An 18,928-nucleotide genomic window follows, 5' to 3' on the forward strand; every position below is an offset into this window, starting at 1 on the left:
GGGGGTGAGGATTTCGCGGCTGTTGGGCAGAGCAGAGGCAGCGGAGCTGGGAGCTTCTGGCTGAGCAAGAGCAGGGACAGCCCAGAGCAGGCTCAACAGTAGGCCACAGGGGGCAGAACAGGCAAGGTTCAACTGGGATCCCGCCGAGCCCGTCTGCTGTTGAGGAAGTTGAAGCGGATCCCTGGCTCCATTTTGCATCGCCATCGTGCGGTCATTCTCAACATCACCCCTAGCAGTATCGCAAAATGAAGGACAAAGATAAGACGGTTTTCCGCAGGCTCGCTGGCTGCCCTGTTCGGGCCAGTGGAAGCGAGTCCTCGCATTTGCCCCTGCAACGATGAGGCCGACCTGCGTCTGCCAGGAGCTCCGAGCACGGGCGGGACTCCTCTACACTCAGCAGAGACGCTTGGATTGAGACCGAGTCGATTTAGATTTAGACTCAGTTTAGAATAGTGGGGCCATCTGTCCGTGATGGCGGGGGTGGGTGTTGTGGGCGATGAAAGGGGGCAAGGTGGCAGACTCTCAGAGCACGCCCAAGCAAGGGGAGACCTCTTCCGGTCGGGATCGGGCCTCGCGGCCGAAAAAAAGTAAGCCAAGCCCTTCTGCCCAGTCTGGGGATTTGGGAACCTCAGAAGCAAGAGCGCGGCCAAAACAGGCCGATAGCACTCCGCGCCGTGCGGAGCAGCAGGAGATTTTACAAGATCACCCTTCTGGCTTGAACCCGCCCAAAAATCTCTCTATACTGCAGGGAACTTTATCATTTGCTCCCGCTTCTTCATCTCTCCTTCAATCTATGCGTGCTCCCTCTTCAGGTGACTCGGATCCCATCCTTTCAGAGACTCATGCGGGCTGGTCAGCCAAGGACTCTGTCCCACTTGCGCGAACGGAACCGGATCCCAACACGGAGCACCATTTGGCCCTGAGGCAGCGCCAGGAATTGGAGAGCCGTCTGCTCAAAGCCGAAGCCGAGCTCCAAGAGCGGCGAGTTCTTCAGGAACAACTGCAGGCTTTGCACCAGAAGGTGGCCGAACAAGAGAAGGCGCTGCAGGAGCGGGAGCATCTCTTGCAACAGTTGCAGCAGACTTTGGCGGCTCAGAAAGTCCAGATCTCGGATCAGGAAGCTCAGCTTGCTGCTCGGCAACGCTTAAATGAACGGCAGCGGCAGGATATCGAGGCCCTGCAGGAGCAGATTGAGCAGCTACGCTTGGCCCACGCTCAGGAGCGCCGTCAATGGGAACAGCGCCAGCAGGAGCTGCAAGCTTCTCTTCTGGAAGCCCAAGATGTGGCAGAAAAACGGGTGGAGATGTTGCAGCGTTTTAAGGCAGAGCTTTCTCTGGCCCGCACCCAAATTGCCGAAACTCAAGCGGAGCTGAGCAGCCTGCGAGCTTTGTACAGCGACCAACAGGCAGCCTGGCAGGAGCAACGGGAACACCTCGAGGCCCGTTTGGCGGGCTATGCCGAGACGGAAGCCGAGGCCGAGCAGCGCTGGCGGGAACAACGGCAAGAGCTAGAAGCAGCCCTGGCCGAAGCCCAAGCTCAATTGGCGGCTTTGCAAGCTCAGCAGGAGCATCTGCGCCAGGGATCCCTGGCGCAGCAACAGCTTCAACAGCAGTGGCAGGCCCAGGCCGAAGCGCTGCAAGTGGCCCTCTCCCAAGCCCAGGCGGAAGTTACCCGTTGGCAGCAAGAGCACCGCCATCTGCAGGAACAGTACGCCCAAGCCCAGCAGCATCTCTCCGCCATGGAGCGGCAGTTGCAGGCTGCCTTGGAGCAGTTGGCCGCCCAACCCGACTGGCAGCCACAGTTGCGCTCTGCGCAGGCAACCATTCTCCATCTGCAAGAAGAAATTGCAACCTTGTCCACGCAACTGGAGAAGCAAACAGAGCAGATCAAAGCTCTGCAGGCGGAGCGTGCCGCCCTCTGCGAAGAAAACCGCTCCCTCCGAGAAAAATATGAGCAGCAGCAGATGCATGTGCTGAGCCTGAAGGCGGCTTTGGAACGCAAAGGCTTGGATGTCCCACCTCGGGCCGATACCTCCAGCGCCCTCACGCGAACAGAGTCCCTTGGCCAGGCTCTGTCTCCAACCCCTGCTGCCAAGCCTACAATTCAGCCCCTGGCCCAACCTCTACCGTCTCGGGCAAGCAAGCGGGCGGTCGATCTGCCGAGGTTTCTGCCCCGTCCGTGAGGGATCCCGTGTTGCAGCCTGTTCTTCCCCGCTGGCTGGAAGTGTGGGTGGATCATCCCCAGTTGGGGGGCTGCTTTACCTATCGTGTGCCAGAGGGATCCGCGCCAGAAGCGGGCGACCTGCTCAGCGTACCCTTTGGTCAGCAAATGGCGGGGGCAGTGGCCTTGGGTTGGCGCTCCGAGCTGCCGGCAGGGGTGGATCCGCAGTCGGTGCGGGAGATCGAGGCGGTGGTGGCCAAAGGGATCCTGCCCAAAGAATTCTGGCCCCTGCTGCAGCGGGTGGCCGACTATTACCTCACCCCTCTGGCCCAGGTGGTGCGCACGGTATTGCCCCCCGGCTTGCTCAGCCGTTCTCAGCGGCGTGTCCGCTTGCTCAGGCTCCCTGCCGAAGGGGAGGAATGTTCGCCGGCTGCCCAAACCCTGCTGCAGCTGCTTCAGGCCAAAGGGGGAGAGCTGTCTTGGCGCTATGTGCAACAGCAGGTGCCCACTGCCGCCCTCGCCCTGCGGGAACTGCAGCGACGGGGTTGGGTGGAGAGCTTTTGGCAGGAGCAACAGGGGGGCAGGGTGAAAACCCAGCTGGCCGCCAGTCTGGCCGACGACTCCCCAGAGGGGCTGAGCCTCCCTCAGCAGAAGGCGCTGCAGATCCTCAAGCAGAAGGGGGGAGAGCTGCTGCTCGCCGAGTGGGAGCGCCTGGCAGGAGTGAGCCGAGCGGTTCTGCAGGGGTTGGCCCGCAAAGGCCGTGTCCACCTCTACGAGCGCCCACTGCTGCGGCTGGGAGATGCCAGCCCGCCGGGGTGGCGGGATCCGCCCAGGCCCTTGACGGCCGCCCAGGCCCAGGCGGTAGAGGCGATCCGGCAAGCTTTGGGCCGGTTCCAGCGGTTTTTACTGCACGGGGTCACCGGTTCTGGGAAAACGGAAGTGTACCTGCAGGTGATCGCCCAGGTGCTGCAGCAAGGACGGTCGGCGCTGGTGCTGGTGCCCGAGATCGGCCTTACCCCGCAACTGATGGATCGGTTTCGGGCGCGGCTGGGATCCCAGGTGTGGGCCTACCACAGCGGCCTCTCGGAAGGCGAGCGCTACGACACCTGGCGGCAGATGCTGTCCTCCACCCCCCAAGTGGTGATCGGCACCCGCTCGGCGGTGTTTGCCCCCTTGTCCAAGCTGGGCCTGATCGTCTTGGACGAAGAGCACGACGACAGCTTCAAGCAGGATCAGCCCCAGCCCTGCTACCACGCCCGTCAGGTGGCCGAGTGGCGGGCCGAGCTGGCCGGTTGTCCCCTGGTCCTGGGCAGTGCAACCCCAGCGGTGGAAACCTATGCCGCCCATCTGCAGGATCCGCAGCGGTGGATCCGGCTGGCCATGCCGCAGCGCATCCCCCAAGCTGGGATCCCGGCCACCCTGCCCCAACTGGAGCTGGTGGACATGCGCCAGGAGCTCCAAGCCGGCAACCGCAGCATCCTCAGCCGCCGTCTACACCAGGCCCTGCAGCAGACGCTGGACAGAGGGGAACAGGCCATTCTCTTTGTCCCCCGCCGCGGCCACAGCACCTTCGTCTTGTGCCGTAGCTGCGGGTTTGTCCTCACCTGCGAGCATTGTGATGTTTCTCTCACCTTTCATCTTGCCCATCTCGGCGGGCAGGAACTGCGCTGCCACTACTGCGGCGCCCGCCAACCCCATCCGCAGCGCTGCCCCGCCTGTGGATCCCCCTACCTGAAGCACTTCGGCACCGGCACCCAAAAAGTGGTGGAAGTGCTGCACCAGCATTGGCCCCAGCTCTCGATTTTGCGCTACGACAGCGACGCCACCCGCCGCAAGGGATCCCATCGAGAGTTGCTGGAGCAGTTTCGCAGCGGCAAGGCCCAGGTGTTGGTGGGCACGCAAATGCTCACCAAAGGGTTGGACATTCCCCAGGTGACCTTGGTGGGCGTGATGGCCGCCGATGGGCTGTTGCACCAAGCCGACTATCGCGCCGGCGAGCGCAGCTTTCAACTGCTCACCCAGGTGGCAGGGCGCTCGGGCCGGGGATCCCTGCCAGGACAGGCGATTATCCAGACCTATCTGCCGGAGCACCCAATTTTGAGGGCGGTGCTGGCCCAAGATTACGAGGGCTTCTTGCGGGCAGAACTGCAACAACGGCGAGAGGGGGGCTATCCTCCCCATCGAGCCTTGATTTTGATCCGCTTGAGCAGCACCCGCCTGGAAGCCCTGGAGCGCTACTGCCATCGGGTGGCCGAACGCCTACAGGGGATCCCGGCAGAGGTGTTGGGGCCGGGGCCGGCCCAGGTGGAGCGGGTTGCCGGACGCTACCGCTGGCAGATCCTGCTGAAGCAGCTTCCCGACCAAGGTTGGGATCGCCCGAAGCTGGCTGCGCAGATCCAGGCCGCAATTGGCCATCCCCCCCAAGGGATCCGCGTCAGCCTGGATGTGGATCCCCTGCGGATTCTCTAGGAACAGTTGACCCGGCGCGCGGCAAGCCCGCCGATCCCGCGAGATCTTCCCGCGAGATCTTAAGGTAGTCTGGTTTCGGGGCCACCCGTATCCAACTCAACTCTGGCAAAGCATGGCTGAAAACCGGACTGGCGCGTTTATTGGTGGGCTGTTGCTGGGAACTGCTGTGGGCACCGCCATTGGCCTGCTCTTGGCTCCCCGCAGCGGACGGGAAACGCGGCGACTGCTGAAGAAATCGGCAGAGGCCCTGCCAGAGGTGGCAGAAGATGTGACCAGCAGTCTGCAATATCAATCGGAAAAGTTGTTCGACGCTGCCCAACGCAGTTTGGATGAGGCTCTGCTGCGGCTGCAGCAGGCAGTGGCGGTGGGCAAAGAAGCCATGTTGCAGAAGCGAAGGGAGCTGCTCCAAGCCCAGAACTCGCGTCCCTTTGGCGGGGAAGAAGCTGACCTAGAAGCTCGGGATGGGGAGGAGGCGGCGGGATGAACGACCCGGTCTTTTGGCTCGGCCTCTCGGTAGGCCTGGTAGCAGTGGGCATTTTGGCAGTGATCCTGACCCTACTACCTGCCGTCATTCAACTGGGTCGAGCTGCCCAGAGCGTGGAGCGCTTTTTCGACACGCTGCTGCGGGAATTGCCGCCCACGCTGGAGGCCCTGCGCCTGACCAGCCTGGAAGTGAGCGAGATTGCCGACAGCCTCGACGAAGGGGTGAAAGGGGCCGGGCAAGTGGTGAAGCAGGTCAACCGCTCCATCGAAGGAGCACGCACCCAAGCCCAGGGCGCCCAAGTCAATATCCGCAGCTTTTGGGCAGGGGTACGGGCAGCCTGGCAGACGCTGTCCGGCGAAGTGCCCCCCACCACTGGCGCGATTCACAACCCGCGGCTGCGCCCATCCGACCCATCCAACCGTTCTTTCTCCGTCGCTTCCTCAACCATTCCCCTGGGGGATGTTCGCCCTTTTGCCGACAGATCCACGCCAGAGGGATCCCAAGCCGCTGCCCAATCTTCCCGACCGGACATCGCCAATCCCTAGGCGTTCCTCAGGATCTTCTGAAAGACAGGCGTAGGAGGCTGGGGCTCTTGCCCGGGGGGAAGCTGGCCCCAAGTCGCATCGGGATCCCAGCGCAGTTGCAGGGTGTCGGCGAGGGAGAACCCCAGCTGCTGCAGGATCTTGAGGCTGAGAGCGGGAATGAGGGGGGAGAGCAGGACTGCCACCCAGCGCACACTTTCCAGAACGGCATAGAGGATCTGGGCCACCCGTTCGTTTTGCCCTTGCTTGTGCAGCGTCCAAGGAGCCTGCTCATCAAGGTATTTGTTGCTGGCCTGGGCTAAGCTGAGGGCCTTGCGGGCGGCAGAGCCGGGATCCATCCCCTCGTAGGCCGCGGCCACCAGAGGGGCAAGGGTCTCGGCCAAGGTTTTGAGAGGGTGGTCAGCCGGGATCCCAACTGCGGGAATGCGGTAGTCCGGTTGATATTTCTTGAGCATGGTGAGGGTGCGGTTGAGCAAGTTGCCCAGGTCGTTGGCCAGATCGGCGTTGAGCACGTCAATAAAGCGGCCCTCGCTAAAATCGCCATCCTTGCCCAGCTCGATTTCCGTCAGGAAGTAGTAGCGCACGGCATCGGCGCCGTACTGGCGCACCAGCTCAAAGGGATCCACCGTGTTCCCCAGGCTTTTGCTCATCTTGAGGCCATCCTTGGTGAGAAAGCCGTGGCCAAACACCTGCTTGGGCAGGGGCAGACCTGCGGACATGAGCATGGCCGGCCAGTAAATGGCGTGGAAGCGGACAATATCCTTGCCCACCAGGTGGACATCCGCAGGCCAGTAGCGGCGTAGGGCATTTGCCAAGGTGGGCTCGTCGTCAGGATCCAGAGCGGCACTGATGTAGTTGATCAGGGCGTCAAACCAGACGTAGAGGGTTTGGCCGGGATCCGCCGGAAAAGGGATCCCCCAGGAGACGCTGGGGCGAGAAATGGAAAAATCCCGCAGGCCCTGCTTGACAAAGTTAATCACCTCATTGCGGCGGCTTTCTGGTTGGATAAACTCCGGCTGCTCGGCATAGAGGGCTTCCAGCTTTTCCTGGTAGCGGGAGAGGCGAAAGAAGTAGTTTTCCTCGTCTTTCCACTCCACCTTCTTGGTGGGGTGCAGGGGGCAAAATCCTCCCTCCAGCAGCTCGGCCTCGTCTTTGAACTCTTCGCAGGCCACACAGTACCAACCCTGCTGCCGGCCAATGAAAATATCTCCCTGATCCCAGACCCGCTGAAAAAACTCCCGCACAATGGCTTTGTGGCGAGGGTCGGTGGTGCGGATAAAGCGGTCGTAGCGGATGTCCAGCAACTGCCAAAGCTGGGCAAACTGGGCCGCGATCTCGTCGCAGTGCTGCTGCGGGGGAAGGCCGCGCTCTTCGGCGGTGCGCTGGATCTTCTGGCCGTGCTCGTCGGTTCCCGTTACCATCAGCACATCCTTGCCCCGCAGGCGATGGTAACGGGCGATGGCATCCGCCGCCAGGGTGGTGTAGGCGCTGCCGATGTGGGGGGCAGCGTTGACGTAGTAGATGGGGGTGGTGATGACAAAGGTGGAATCCGGCATGAGCATCCGCAAGGCTTTCTCCCATGATAGAGGTTGCCGGAAAGTCCAAAAGGCCAAGCCAGAGCGTGGGTGGGGAGAGGCTCATTCGATGAAACTTCAGGTTAACCTTCCGGGGTGGAGCAGGGTAGCCTTGGGAGCAGGGATCCTGGGCGCCGGAGCGGCTCTGGCCCAGCCCTTGCCGGAAACCCGCATCCCCTGTGAGATCTTCATTGCCGGGGGCGGGCTGGGGGGGGTGGCGGCAGCCTATGACGCGCTGCAACTGGGCCGGCAGGTGTGCATGACGGAGATCAGCGATTGGATCGGGGGGCAGGTGAGCGCCCAGGGAGTCTCCGCTTTGGACGAGCGACCCCTGCAACGAGAAAATGACATCTTCCCCAAAGGCTACAGCGAGTTTCGCCGGCGGGTACGGGAAAAATACGGCGGGGATCCCAACCCCGGCAAGTGCTGGGTAAGCGTGCTCTGCTTTTCCCCGCAGGTGGGCCACCAGGTGATTCGGGAGATGTTGGATCCCTATCTGCAGTCGGGGCAGTTGCGGCTGTTCACCGAGACGGTAGTGAAGGATTTGGAGATCAAAGACTCTCAGATCCGCAGTGTGCAGGCCATTCGCAACATCCCCAAACACGCCGGCGTCCAGCCAGAGAATCGAGGGGATCTCTCCAGCTACTTTCTCGATTTTTATCGTCTAGAACCCACCGAGGACTGGGACAAGGAGATCCTGCGCTTTGAGCCGCCGCCAGAACGCCAGGGGAAAACCCTGCCCTGGGTGGTGATCGATGCCACCGAAACCGGCGAGCTGCTGCCCCTGGCGCGGGTGCCCTACCGCCTGGGAACCGATGGCCAAAGCCGCTGGGAACCCAGCTCCAAGCCCTACGTGGATCCCTACTGTACCCAGGGCTTCACCTACACCTTTGTCATGGAGCGCTCTGCTGTGCCCCAAGTCCCCATCAAGCCCGAGTTCTACAATGACCCACTGCACGGTCCCTACTACAGCTTCGAACAGCCGCGCTTTAACTTTGGCCTGGTCTTTACCTACCGCCGCATCCGGGGACAGGTGTTCGGCTTTGGGGAAGAGGCCATCCGGGTGGGGGATCAATCCATGCAGAACTGGACCTGGGGCAACGACTGGCGCATCACAGGGCCGGATAAGAATTTCATCCTCACCCACGAGCAGTTGCAGGCTTCAGGCCAGTTGGATCCCGGCGGCTGGATGGGGGGCTTGCGGGTGGAAGCCCTGCGGCGGGGCGAGCAACATGCCAAGGGCTTTTTCTACTGGCTGGTGGCGGGAAGGACGGATTTTCTCCTGCAACAGGAGGATCCCAACTTTCAAAAAGACTTCTACTTGCGCTATGCCTACCTACGGGGGCCCAATAGCCCCATGGGAACTGCCAGCGGCCTCTCCAAGTACCCTTATATCCGCGAGTCGCGGCGCATCATTGGTCGGCCCAGCCTCTCCTACCCAGAAGGATTTACCATCTACGAGTCGGACATCACCACACGGGAATCGGAGCTAAACCGCGGGCGGCCCTTCATCTTCTACGACTCGGTGGGGGTGGGCCAGTACCCCATCGACTTTCACGATTGCCTGCTGCCGGGTTTTTCCCTGCCCCCCAGCAACAACAAAGACGCGCAGGCCCCCAGCTACCCTTACCAGATCCCCCTGCGGGCTCTGATCCCCCAGCGCATTGACAATCTGCTAGCCGGCAACAAAAATATCGCCACCAGCCGCATTGCCAGTGCCTCCTACCGGGTGCATCCGGTGGAATGGGCCATTGGCACCGCCGCCGGCCACACGGCCCACTTTGCCCTAGAACGGGATCTGATCCCGGCGGAGATCGTGGAGGAGCCGCTTTTGGATTTGCGGCTGTTGCCAGCTCTCCAGGCCCAAATCCAGAGCTTGGGCAACCCCATTCAATTTCCTGGCACCACCATTACCGCCACCGATTGGGCCCAATCCCGCTAGCCTAGAAAGGCAGGGTTGGGAGTTGACCGGTGGATCCCGTTGGGGTTGGACTTGTGGGCTGGGAGATGCTTCGCCCCTCTTTATGGGCCGCCACGGCTCTGTGGGGCTTAGGGCTAATGTGGGGGTTTTCGCCGCTGCATCAAAAGCTGCAGGAGAGCTGGGAAAAGCAATTGCTATGGGATCCCAGTGGAGCTTTGGCTTCCTTGCTGAGCACCCTTCCCTTTTTGCTGGCAGCAGGCTTGGTGGTAGCCCTGACGGAGATCTCCTTGGGCAAAAGCTGGGCCGTCTCCTGCGGCCTGATCGCCTGCGTCGGCGGAGGCCTCTATGAACTGGGCCGGCGGGACAATGCCAGGTAACTCAAGCGCTCCGTGTTGTTAACGCAACTACCCCCAGTCTCCTCCCCTAGGGAGCGGATAAGCAACGCCAAGTTAGAGCGGCTTCAAGCGATGACCCCCCTCCAAGAAGCAGCAGAAGCAGCGGCCAAGCTGCTGGTATTCCGGGACATCTGCACCCACCCCCTAGCCCTAGCCTGGCAGGAGCTAATCCAGCAGTTGATGAGTGGGGATCCCTTGCCTTGCTGGGCGGCCTACGGGCGCTGGTTTGAGCTTTTGGCCCGGCAGGGCCTGAGCTGGCGGGAGTGGCTGATCCGGGAGATTGGCTGGGCCGATAACCCCTTTGCCCGCGCGGCGCTGCAGCCCCAAGGGATCCCAGAGCCTCTGATGCAGGCGGCCCGCCACGATCTCCGCTGTCTGCAAACCTTGGCGGATAGTCAGGAGACCATTGCCGAGCAGATGCAGGCGTTGGGGTTGGGGATCCCCTGGCCCGATGGGGAAACCGATAGCGCTGGCTGGGATCCCCGCTCTTTTGCCGATTGGGGCCAGAGCTTGGAGACCTTAATTGCCCACTACCGCCAAAGGGGGGTAGGGCTCTGTGGTCGCTACTGGGCCTTTCGCTGGGGGCCAGCAGGGCTAGAAGGGATCCCTGCTCCCGATCTGTCTGACTGGGAGGAGATCTACGGCTACGAACGGCAGAAACAGCAGTTGGCGGCCAACACCGAAGCGCTGCTGCGGGGAGATCCGGCTTTGCATGTGTTGCTCTACGGGGCGCGGGGTACGGGCAAGTCTTCCCTGGTGAAGGCGTTGTTGCGCCGCTACGGCCCGCAGGGGTTGCGCCTATTGGAGCTGCGACGAACTGACTTGGTTCAGTTGCCGGAGATTTTGGCAGAGCTGCGGGCGCAGGTGTTGCCTTTCATCTTGTTTGTGGACGATCTCTCCTTTGAGGCAGAGGAAACCGAGTTCAAGCAGCTCAAGGTGCTCCTGGAGGGAGATCTCGTTGCGCCGCCCCCCAACGTGCGCCTTTATGCCACCAGCAACCGCCGCCATCTCATCCGCGAGTTTTTTGGCGACCGTCCCAATCCCCAAGATCAAGAAGTCCACGCCTGGGATACGGTCCAGGAAAAGCTGTCGCTGCGGGATCGCTTCGGCCTCACCCTCACCTTCACCCCCTTCACCCAGGGAGATTACCTGGCAACCGTAGAACACCTGGCGCAGCGGCTAGGTTTCACCCAATCTTTGGATGTCCTGCGCCGCCAGGCCTTAATCTGGGCCCAACAGCAAAACGGCTTTTCCGGTCGCACTGCCCGCCAGTTCTTGGATGCCGTTCGGGCAGGGCTGGTGAAAGGCAACGATGGACTTCCGAGCTAGAGGTGGTGACTATTCCAAACTCCAAAAAAGACAGAAGTTGCTGAGCTACACTCGCTACACGAAGGGGCGCCGGTCAGCCTGTCTCTGCCGTTACAAAAGCCAGGCGTCATAGCCATAGTCCGACCAAGGGCTGGCCCCAGAAGAAGGCAAAAGAAATGCACGATGGAAGCCATGGTCGCATCAGCGTTGGGTAGCAACCTCGATCCGGCCAATCTGGATCAGACGGAAGCAAGCCGCAGCTTGGCCCGCCTGGGGATCGATGTGGGGGGCACCTTTACCGATCTGGTGCTCCTGCGCGACGGCCAGATGCAGACGGCGAAGGTGCTGTCTACCCCCAGCCCTGAGGAGGGGGTCTTTGCGGCGCTGGACAAGCTGGGGGTGCTCTGGGTTGACCTCTTCTGTCATGGCATGACGGTAGCCACCAACGCGCTGCTGGAGCGCAAGGGATCCCCCACCCTGTTTTTGACCACGGCGGGCTTTCGGGATGTGCTGGCCATTGCCCGTCAAAACCGCCCCTCTCTGTATGACCTGACACAGCCCAAGCCGGAGCCAGTGGTGCCCCGCCACCATTGCCTGGAGGTGAAGGAGCGCTGCAGCGCGGGCGGAGTGTTGGAGCCGCTCACCGATGCCGAAATCCGGCGGGTGGTGCAGGAGGTGGGGGAACGGGTGCAGCGGGATGGGATCCGCGCTATTGGGGTGGGGTTTTTGTTTTCTTTTCTCTACCCGGAGCACGAACAGCGGCTGGGAATGGCCTTGCGACAGGCTTTCCCGGAGCTACATCTTTCCCTGTCTTGCGAGGTGGCGCCGGAGTTCCGAGAATACGAGCGCTTCAGCACCACCGCCATCGATGCCTACCTCAGCCCGGCATTGGCGGGCTACCTGCACCGCTTGGCCCAAGGATGTCGGGAGCGAGGGATCCCCCAGCCCTTGATCATGCAGTCTTCCGGCGGGGTGACCTCCATCCCTCAGGCGGCGGCCCATGCTTCGCTGGCTTTGCTCTCAGGGCCGGCAGGCGGAGTTTACGGGGCGGCCTATCTGGGTCGGCTGAGTGGCTACCCCCACTTGCTCAGCTTCGATATGGGGGGAACCAGCACAGATGTGGCCTTGATCCAAGATGGGATCCCCCAGGTTACTCCCGCAGCGGTGGTGTGCGGCTTGCCCGTGCAACAGCCCCAAATTGATATCCACACCGTCAGTGCCGGCGGCGGATCCCTGGCCCATTTGCTGCCCGGCGGTGGGCTTCAGGTGGGGCCAGAGAGTGCCGGATCCAACCCCGGGCCGGCCTGCTACGGTCGGGGGGGAAGGGCTCCGACGGTTACCGATGCCAACCTCTGGCTGGGGTACCTGCCGGATGGCGGGCGGCTGGGCGACTCGGTGCAGCTACGGCGGGGGCTAGCGGAACAGGCTATTGCCACGCTGGCGGATCCCTTGGGCTTGAGCTTGCAGGAAACTGCCGTTGGCATTCGCACCTTGGCGAATGTCGCCATGTCGCGGGCCTTGCGGGTGATCAGCGTGGAGCGGGGTTTGGATCCCGCCGATTTTGCCCTGCTGGCCTTTGGTGGGGCAGGCCCGATGCATGCCTGCGCTTTGGCAGAAGAGCTGGGCATCCGCACGATCTTGATCCCGGCTGCTTGTGGGGTGCTCTCGGCGCTGGGAATGGCTTTGGCAGATCTGCGGCGAGACTATCGGCGGGCCATCCTCCAACCTCTGCGGCAGCTTGCGTCCGCTTCAGGGGGATCCCTGCTGGCCCAATGGGCAGAACCCCTGATCCGCCGGGCCCAAGCCGATCTGCAGGATCCGGCGTTGCACTTCAGCTTGGACTTGCGCTATCGCGGCCAGTCTTTTGAGTTGGGGATCCCAGTGCAGTTGTCAGATCCGATTCCTCATCTGGAGCAACAGTTTCACCAGGCCCACCGACAACGCTATGGATGGCAGGATTTGGCCCAGCCGGTGGAGGTGATTCAGTTGCGTCTACAGGCGGTGCAGGCCCTACCCACCGTGCCTTTGACTGCACCCCACCCTTTGCCAGGGGATCCCCTCAAGGGTCGGCGAGAGGCATGGTTTGGGGGCAGGATGTGCTCGGTGCCGGTTTACGATCGGCAGCGCATGGATGTGGGGTTTCAACTGCGCGGGCCGGCAATTGTCGAGATGCCGGAGGCAACGGCGGTGATTGAAGCCGGTTGGACAGGTGTCATTGACGAAGTGGGAACCCTAATCTTGAGCTGTGTTCACAATGGCGGGACGGAGTTTTAGTGAGTTCACCCGTAAGGCAGTTTCGATGCAAACCAGGACACTGCACCCACACCCAAGACATTGAATGCATGGGGCCAGAAGGCTTTTCAAGGACTCCGTCCCGCTGGCGCGATCAGTAGCCCAGGTGTCTCACCCTAACCTGAAACGACCCTAACCGAGCTTGTTTTGAGGGGGAGAGCCAGGGGCTGCAGATTGCCTTGACGACTCCCTTCACGATTTTTGCGTCCAGATAGGGTGTTGTCTGTTTTCGTTTGTCAGGGTCTAGATAGATGGACTGGCCTCTGCAGCCCTTGCCCTGACTGGATTTTCGCGATTTCCCTCAAGGGCGGACGATGGGACTCGAACCCACGAATGGAGGATCCACAATCCTCTGCCTTAACCGCTTGGCTACGCCCGCCGCGATTCCGGCTATCTAGCTTAGCATGGGAAAAACGGGACTGAACCACAGAGGTCGAAGCACCCCAAATGCTACCCAGAGCCGATTTGTTGCAAGGGGCAGAGTATCGAGAAACCTTGGCACGGGTCTTGGATTTGGGAGAGCAAGCCCTCAAGACCTGGCAAGTGGTCTGGAGCGACTTCCTTTCCCCACCCGAAATAGCGGAGGTGCAAGCTCGGCTGCGCAACTTGACCGAACTACAAGTGTGGGCCTGGGGAGGGTACCCCCAAGCAGAACGCCAACGCATAGCCCTGGCCCGCTCTGAGGTGGGTCTGGATGTCCGGGATCCCAAGCCCGACCCAGAAGGGATCCCATTGGCCGCCATTCAGATTCAGGGCAACTTTCTGTTCGACCCGGCCACCCACCGCGATTTTCTGGGAGCCCTTTTGGGAGCCGGCATCGCCCGCGAGAAAGTGGGAGACATCCTTGTGTTGGGAGACTCAGGCGCCCAGGCCATCGTTGTGCCCGAAATGGTGGACTACCTCGCCCTAAACCTGACGCAGGTGCGCACAGTGCCTGTCAAAGTAGGCCGGATCCCCCTGAGCCAGTTGAACATTCAGCCCCCCCGCGTCAAATCCATCACCAGCATAGAAGCCTCTTTGCGCTTGGATGCGGTAGCCTCAGCCGGGTTTGGCATCTCCCGCAGCAAGATGGTGGAAGAAATCCAACGGGGGGAAGTGCGGGTCAACTGGAAGCCCATTACCCAAGCCAGCTACACCGTTGGCCCTCAGGATTGGATTGCCATTCGCGGTCGTGGTCGGCTGCAAATCGAAGAGGTAGCCGAAACAAAAAAAGGCCGCTTTCGGGTGCAAATGAGGCGGTATCTCTAGATTTTTTCCTGTCTGAGTTTGGGGAGATCGTTACCTCCAGGAAAATGCTCTAGAAAAAAGAGAAAAAGGCCCAAGGGTAAAGCAAATACTCCAAGTAAAACAACTTCCAGATCAGTTGATAATAGCCAACAATCGCCTCCCGACGGCTGAGATCCAGATGGACACCATAGCCCAAGAGGATCCCCAGCCCCAACACATGGCTCACCAACAGCCAGAGGCCGTTGCCCGCAAGGAGAAAAGAGATCCCCACCCCGATAAATCCCAGATAGCACAAGGCCAAAATGCCGATACAAAACCTTGAGATCCGCCCTGGCCCAAAGCGCAGCGAGAAGGTGGCAATGGCAAACTGGCGATCCCCCTCCATGTCGGGAATATCTTTGAAAAGGGCGATCACCAGCCCAAAAATCGACATAAACCCCGTCAGCCAAACAATCGCAGCCGAAAGCTCGACCCTTCCCTGCATCACCTGCTGAAAATGGCTGTAAAGGCCCAAATTGACGATCAAGCCGCGCACGCTGTAGATGCAAGCCGAGGCTGCCAGCGGAAAACGCTTCAACCGCAAGGGGGGCAGCGAATAGGCCGTGCCGATCCCATTGCTCAAAAGCACCGTCAGCAGCAGGTAGGGGATCCCGGCCATGGCCAGCAGGACGGACGCCACCCCACAACCCACGACGATCCCCACCCCCTGTCGCCAACCCAGGGATCCAGCAGCTAAGGGCAAATGGGGTTTGTTGATGCGGTCGATTTCAACATCCGTCAGTTGATTCAAGCCGACGATGTAGACATTGGCCGCCAAACAGGCTGCCCAAGCCCAGACCAGGTGGGGTAGTGCGGAGAGAACCGGTTGCAGGGATCCGGCAGCCACAAACCCCGCCAACAGGTAGAGGCCCACCACGCTGGCGCTGGTGCCGTAGACGGTGTGGGGTCGAGCAAAACGCCAGAGAACTTGTGGGCGCAACATCAAAAAAGCTAGGGAGAGTCTTCCAGGAGAGAAGCTAGGGCTGCCCAGCGGGGATCCGCCGTTGGTGCTGTAGCTTCCACCGCAATGCCCGGACAATCGGGACGGCAGGGCAACTGGCGGGGCATCTCCAAATGCAGGTGCTGGTACATCCAGTCTTCGACATCCAGCTCACCATTGGGGGGCAGGCTCTCCAGCAGATCTTCTTCGTCTTGCAATTCCAGCTCCAAGGGGAGAGGTTCGGGATCCCGAATCAAAATGATCTCCTCAACTTCCAGGTGCAGCCGGTGGTTGAACTGCTGTAGGCAGCGGTGGCAGGTGAGGGTGACAATGGTACGAGCTTCAGCACTCACTTCGAGAAAATGGCCCCGATGGCTGACTTCCAGGGATCCCTCCACAGGGGTCAAACTCTCAAAGCCCGAAAAAAACTGCCTAAACTGCAATTCTTGGGTTTGATCCGGCATCTGCCGCAGATCCGATAGACGAATTGGCCTCAGCATGGCACCCCCCTTCACGCGTTTTGGATAGCCGGGATCCCTGTCGTCACCGTAGCAAGAGGGCCAACTTGTTCCCAGCCCTCTGCCCACTCTCAAGATGGGGAAGCTGCCCGACGGATAACCAAGCGCCGGTCAGGCTCTTTGCCACGGCTGAAAGTTTCCAGATCGGCATAGGCAGGGTCATTCAAGAGAGTATGAATTTGCCGACGCTCGGCAGCCGAGAGATCGGGAAACTCGTATTCCCGACCAGTGGCCCTCACCTTTTCCACAGCAGCGGCAACCAAAACCTTCAGCTCCTGCAAACGCCGCTGCCGATAGCCGTCCAAATCCAAAATGTAGGGCTGCTGCTGGTCTTCCGGCTGGTTCAGGTTGAGAAGGGTGTTGGCCAGGTACTGCAACGCATCCAGCACCACGGGGGAGCGATCCTCCTCTTGAGGGGAATCTCTGGAAGATGGAGAGGGCAAGGGGGGGGCTTTCGCCAACAGCAGCTGCTTCTGAGCTGGGGTCAAAGAGTCTGCCTCAATTTCCAGCACCTCCCCCACCACCCGCACCGCCGCTGGGATCCCCATAGCCGCCAGCACCTGCTGTAACCACTGCCTGGCTCGCTCTTGATTGGCCGCAAAGGTGGACTTGTTTGGCGAAGGGGCAACGGTTCCCTCAGATTTCTTAGCAGCAGATCCCGTAGAAGACTTAGGACGGCTCATCCTAGGCAGCTTCCAACTTTGAAGAGGTATCAACACTCCACCACAAGTCCACCCCAACAGCGAGGATCCCCTAGGGCTCAAAGGGCAAGGATTCGCGTCCCTCCTTGGCTGCTCTGGGCTTGGTCGATTTTTCCACTTCCTTGGCCTCCACCGTGATCGCCTGGGCAGCCCGACGGCGCTCCTCTTCCACCAATTGCTGCAAGTTCTCCGGCAACGGCTCCCGCGAGAGCAGGAAAGTCTGCACCGTTTGGAAGATATTAGAGACAAGGATGTAGAGCAAAACCCCTGCCGGCAGAGGGAAGAACAGGAACATCGCCGAGAACAGCACAGGGGTGATCCGAGCCATGGAACTTTGGCTGGGATCCTCTTTGCCGGTATCCTGTCCGGCATTGGTTAGGTACTGGTTCAGGTAAATGGACACCCCAAAGATGACGATCATGGCGATGATATCCCAGTGGATGGTGCCATCCTCGTCGAAGGCTCCCACACGGCCCAACTTGTCGATGAACAGAAAGCCAGTCTCAGAGGCCAAACCGGGAATAGACACCTGCACGGTCACATCCCCCGGCTGCAGAGCCAGCAAGGTGCCATCCGGCTTGATCTGGGCACGATCTTCTCCTTTGGTGATCTTCCAGGTGGGCTGTAACAGATTGGGATCCCCACCCGCTTCGGCCACCAACTGCTCAAAAGGCTTGCCCCCCGGCCCTTGAAGCAGAAATTGCACCTCCTCCCCAACGGCAACCTTGGTGCCTTTGGGTTCCACCAGCACCACCGGCTTGTGAAGAGAGTCGGTGACAAAAATGTTCTTGCTGGGGCTGACGTAGGGGGCGGGCACCACCTCAGCCGCCATTTCCGCCGGCAGGATCTGCAAGTTGACATCGTAGGTCACCGCTGCAAAGGGGGAGCCCCGCAGGGTGGCAAACAGGGCAAACAGCACCGGCATTTGAATGAGCAGTGGCAGGCAGCCCCCCAAGGGATTGGCCCCCAGCTCGCTGTAAAGCTTGGCCTGGGCTTCCCGAAGCTTCTGCGGGTCGTCTCGGTATTTCTCCTGGAGTTCTCGCATCCGCCGCTGCATCACCGGGCTGATCACCTTCATGCGCCGCATGTTGCGGATGGATCCCACATTGAGCGGGTAGAGGGCAAAGCGGATCACCAACGTCAGGAAGATAATGGCCAGTCCGTAGCTGGGCACGATCCCATAGAAAAAATCCAGGATCGGCAGCATGACGTTGTTGGAGAGAAATCCGACTCCGAAGTCCATGAGGGGCGCTGGCAAATGTCCGTAACCATTGTAATGGCTTCCGTTCGGTTGACGAGGGCGTTTTCAGGGTTTGTCCCCTGGATCCGTCAGATAGACCTGAGAAAGGCGAGCAATTGAGCAAAATCAAGCCCGCTCCACTGAACAGGGATCCCAAGGCCCAACAAGAACCCCCCGCCGGCAGTTGCCTAGCAGTCCTTTTTTCCCCTATGATGAGAAACGCTTGATCCTCGGTAGCTCAGCGGTAGAGCGGTCGGCTGTTAACCGATTGGTCGCAAGTTCGAATCTTGCCCGGGGAGTATGTCCAAGCTGATCAAAGTCGATCAAAAAAACCGGATCTGGAATCCTCTCCTTCCAAGACAGCTCTGAGCATGCTGAGCGAAAGGAGGAGAGAAAACCCAGTCTCCCATCTCGTCGAGGAAGATGCGACGCTGAGCCAGACGTGGAGAAAATAATGTGAAGCAATGTGAAGGCGGCTAAGGGTTTCGTCCCGCCTGTTCCCGGCAAGTGTCAAGAGTCTCTGTCCTTTGGGGCAAGGAGTATGTCAGAATACCCTCTGGCTGTCTATTCCCAATCCGAGGGTGCTTGCTGTGATCGACCTGTCGCGGATCCCTGCCCAACCCAAGCCCGGCCTGCTCAACCTCTTGATTGAGATTCCCGGCGGCAGCAAAAACAAGTATGAGTTCGACAAAGACATGGGAGCAATGGCGCTGGATCGGGTGCTCTATTCCTCGGTGCAGTACCCTTACGACTACGGCTTTGTGCCCAATACGCTGGCCGGGGATGGGGATCCCTTGGATGGCTTGGTGATCATGGATCAGCCCACCTTCCCAGGGTGTGTGGTCACGGTGCGCCCCTTGGGCATGTTGCAGATGATCGACGGCGGGGATCCGGATGAGAAGCTGCTGTGTGTGCCTGCTAAGGATCCCCGCTATGCTTCGGTGACCAAGCTGGAAGACATCGCCCAGCACCGCCTGGATGAGATCGCGGAGTTTTTCGCCACCTACAAGCGCCTGGAAAAGAAAGAAACCCAGATCTTGGGCTGGAAAGGCTTGGCCGAAACCGAGGCGGTCATTGCCAGCAGCATTGCGGCCTGCAAACAACCCCAATAGACATCT

15 protein-coding genes, 2 tRNA genes and 1 pseudogene are annotated in these 18,928 nt (G+C 60.6%); 11 read left to right on the forward strand and 7 right to left on the reverse strand.

What is annotated here, in order from left to right; translation table 11 throughout:
- Positions 1–204, reverse strand: a pseudogene (locus tag NW834_RS04115) (TolC family protein); the annotation flags it as partial.
- Positions 205–793: 589 nt separating this feature from the next.
- Here NW834_RS04115 and NW834_RS04120 point away from each other — a divergent pair.
- The 4 genes from NW834_RS04120 (at position 794) to NW834_RS04135 (ending at position 5,658) form a co-directional block, all read left to right on the forward strand.
- A complete protein-coding gene (locus NW834_RS04120; protein WP_414418711.1) occupies positions 794–2,182 on the forward strand; it encodes a hypothetical protein in 1,389 nt (462 codons plus the stop codon).
- A gap of 8 nt (positions 2,183–2,190) precedes the next feature.
- The gene (gene priA / locus NW834_RS04125; protein ID WP_414418710.1) at positions 2,191–4,629 is read left to right on the forward strand and encodes a primosomal protein N'; all 2,439 of its coding nucleotides are present in this window, start codon (positions 2,191–2,193) and stop codon (positions 4,627–4,629) included.
- A 112-nt stretch (positions 4,630–4,741) separates the two neighbouring features.
- Entirely contained in the window at positions 4,742–5,113 is a 372-nt protein-coding gene (locus tag NW834_RS04130; RefSeq protein WP_011433806.1) for a YtxH domain-containing protein, read from the forward strand.
- Positions 5,110–5,658 (forward strand): hypothetical protein, encoded by a 549-nt coding sequence (locus NW834_RS04135; RefSeq protein ID WP_414400334.1) that lies wholly within the window; start codon positions 5,110–5,112, stop codon positions 5,656–5,658. The genes NW834_RS04130 and NW834_RS04135 overlap by 4 nt, the downstream gene beginning before the upstream one ends.
- Here the strand turns inward: NW834_RS04135 and metG are convergent.
- Positions 5,655–7,211, reverse strand: a complete 1,557-nt coding sequence (gene metG, locus NW834_RS04140; RefSeq protein WP_414418709.1) for a methionine--tRNA ligase — start codon at positions 7,209–7,211, stop codon at positions 5,655–5,657. The genes NW834_RS04135 and metG overlap by 4 nt on opposite strands.
- A gap of 88 nt (positions 7,212–7,299) precedes the next feature.
- On the opposite strand from metG, the gene NW834_RS04145 reads away from it, so the two are divergent.
- The 4 genes from NW834_RS04145 (at position 7,300) to NW834_RS04160 (ending at position 13,127) form a co-directional block, all read left to right on the forward strand.
- Positions 7,300–9,171, forward strand: coding sequence for an FAD-dependent oxidoreductase (locus tag NW834_RS04145; protein ID WP_414418708.1), 1,872 nt, complete (start codon positions 7,300–7,302; stop codon positions 9,169–9,171).
- Positions 9,172–9,236: 65 nt separating this feature from the next.
- On the forward strand, positions 9,237–9,527 hold the full coding sequence (locus NW834_RS04150) for a hypothetical protein (protein WP_011433810.1): 291 nt from the start codon (positions 9,237–9,239) through the stop codon (positions 9,525–9,527).
- A gap of 90 nt (positions 9,528–9,617) precedes the next feature.
- On the forward strand, positions 9,618–10,874 hold the full coding sequence (locus tag NW834_RS04155) for an ATP-binding protein (RefSeq protein WP_414418707.1): 1,257 nt from the start codon (positions 9,618–9,620) through the stop codon (positions 10,872–10,874).
- Positions 10,875–11,036: 162 nt separating this feature from the next.
- Entirely contained in the window at positions 11,037–13,127 is a 2,091-nt protein-coding gene (locus NW834_RS04160; protein ID WP_414418706.1) for a hydantoinase/oxoprolinase family protein, read from the forward strand.
- Between the two features lie 324 nt (positions 13,128–13,451).
- On the opposite strand, the gene NW834_RS04165 is transcribed toward NW834_RS04160, so the two are convergent.
- Positions 13,452–13,524, reverse strand: a tRNA-His gene (locus NW834_RS04165).
- A gap of 68 nt (positions 13,525–13,592) precedes the next feature.
- Between NW834_RS04165 and NW834_RS04170 the strand changes: the two genes are divergently transcribed.
- On the forward strand, positions 13,593–14,393 hold the full coding sequence (locus tag NW834_RS04170; RefSeq protein WP_414373862.1) for a photosystem II S4 domain protein: 801 nt from the start codon (positions 13,593–13,595) through the stop codon (positions 14,391–14,393).
- 49 nt (positions 14,394–14,442) lie between these two features.
- Here NW834_RS04170 and NW834_RS04175 read toward each other — a convergent pair whose 3' ends face one another.
- From NW834_RS04175 to yidC, 4 genes are all read right to left on the reverse strand, one after another.
- Positions 14,443–15,354, reverse strand: coding sequence for a homogentisate phytyltransferase (locus tag NW834_RS04175; RefSeq protein WP_414373860.1), 912 nt, complete (start codon positions 15,352–15,354; stop codon positions 14,443–14,445).
- An 8-nt stretch (positions 15,355–15,362) separates the two neighbouring features.
- Positions 15,363–15,851: a YceD family protein gene (locus NW834_RS04180; protein WP_011433815.1), complete on the reverse strand. Its 489-nt coding sequence runs from the start codon at positions 15,849–15,851 to the stop codon at positions 15,363–15,365.
- Between the two features lie 89 nt (positions 15,852–15,940).
- A complete protein-coding gene (locus tag NW834_RS04185; RefSeq protein ID WP_414373859.1) occupies positions 15,941–16,552 on the reverse strand; it encodes a protein jag in 612 nt (203 codons plus the stop codon).
- 70 nt (positions 16,553–16,622) lie between these two features.
- A complete protein-coding gene (gene yidC / locus NW834_RS04190; RefSeq protein WP_011433818.1) occupies positions 16,623–17,813 on the reverse strand; it encodes a membrane protein insertase YidC in 1,191 nt (396 codons plus the stop codon).
- A 224-nt stretch (positions 17,814–18,037) separates the two neighbouring features.
- Between yidC and NW834_RS04195 the strand changes: the two genes are divergently transcribed.
- Positions 18,038–18,109: transfer RNA gene (locus NW834_RS04195), tRNA-Asn, on the forward strand.
- A 294-nt stretch (positions 18,110–18,403) separates the two neighbouring features.
- Entirely contained in the window at positions 18,404–18,922 is a 519-nt protein-coding gene (locus NW834_RS04200) for an inorganic diphosphatase (protein ID WP_414409161.1), read from the forward strand.
- Positions 18,923–18,928 lie beyond the last annotated feature (6 nt).

The organism is Synechococcus sp. R60.1 (genome assembly GCF_047461835.1).
GTDB lineage: Bacteria > Cyanobacteriota > Cyanobacteriia > Thermostichales > Thermostichaceae > Thermostichus.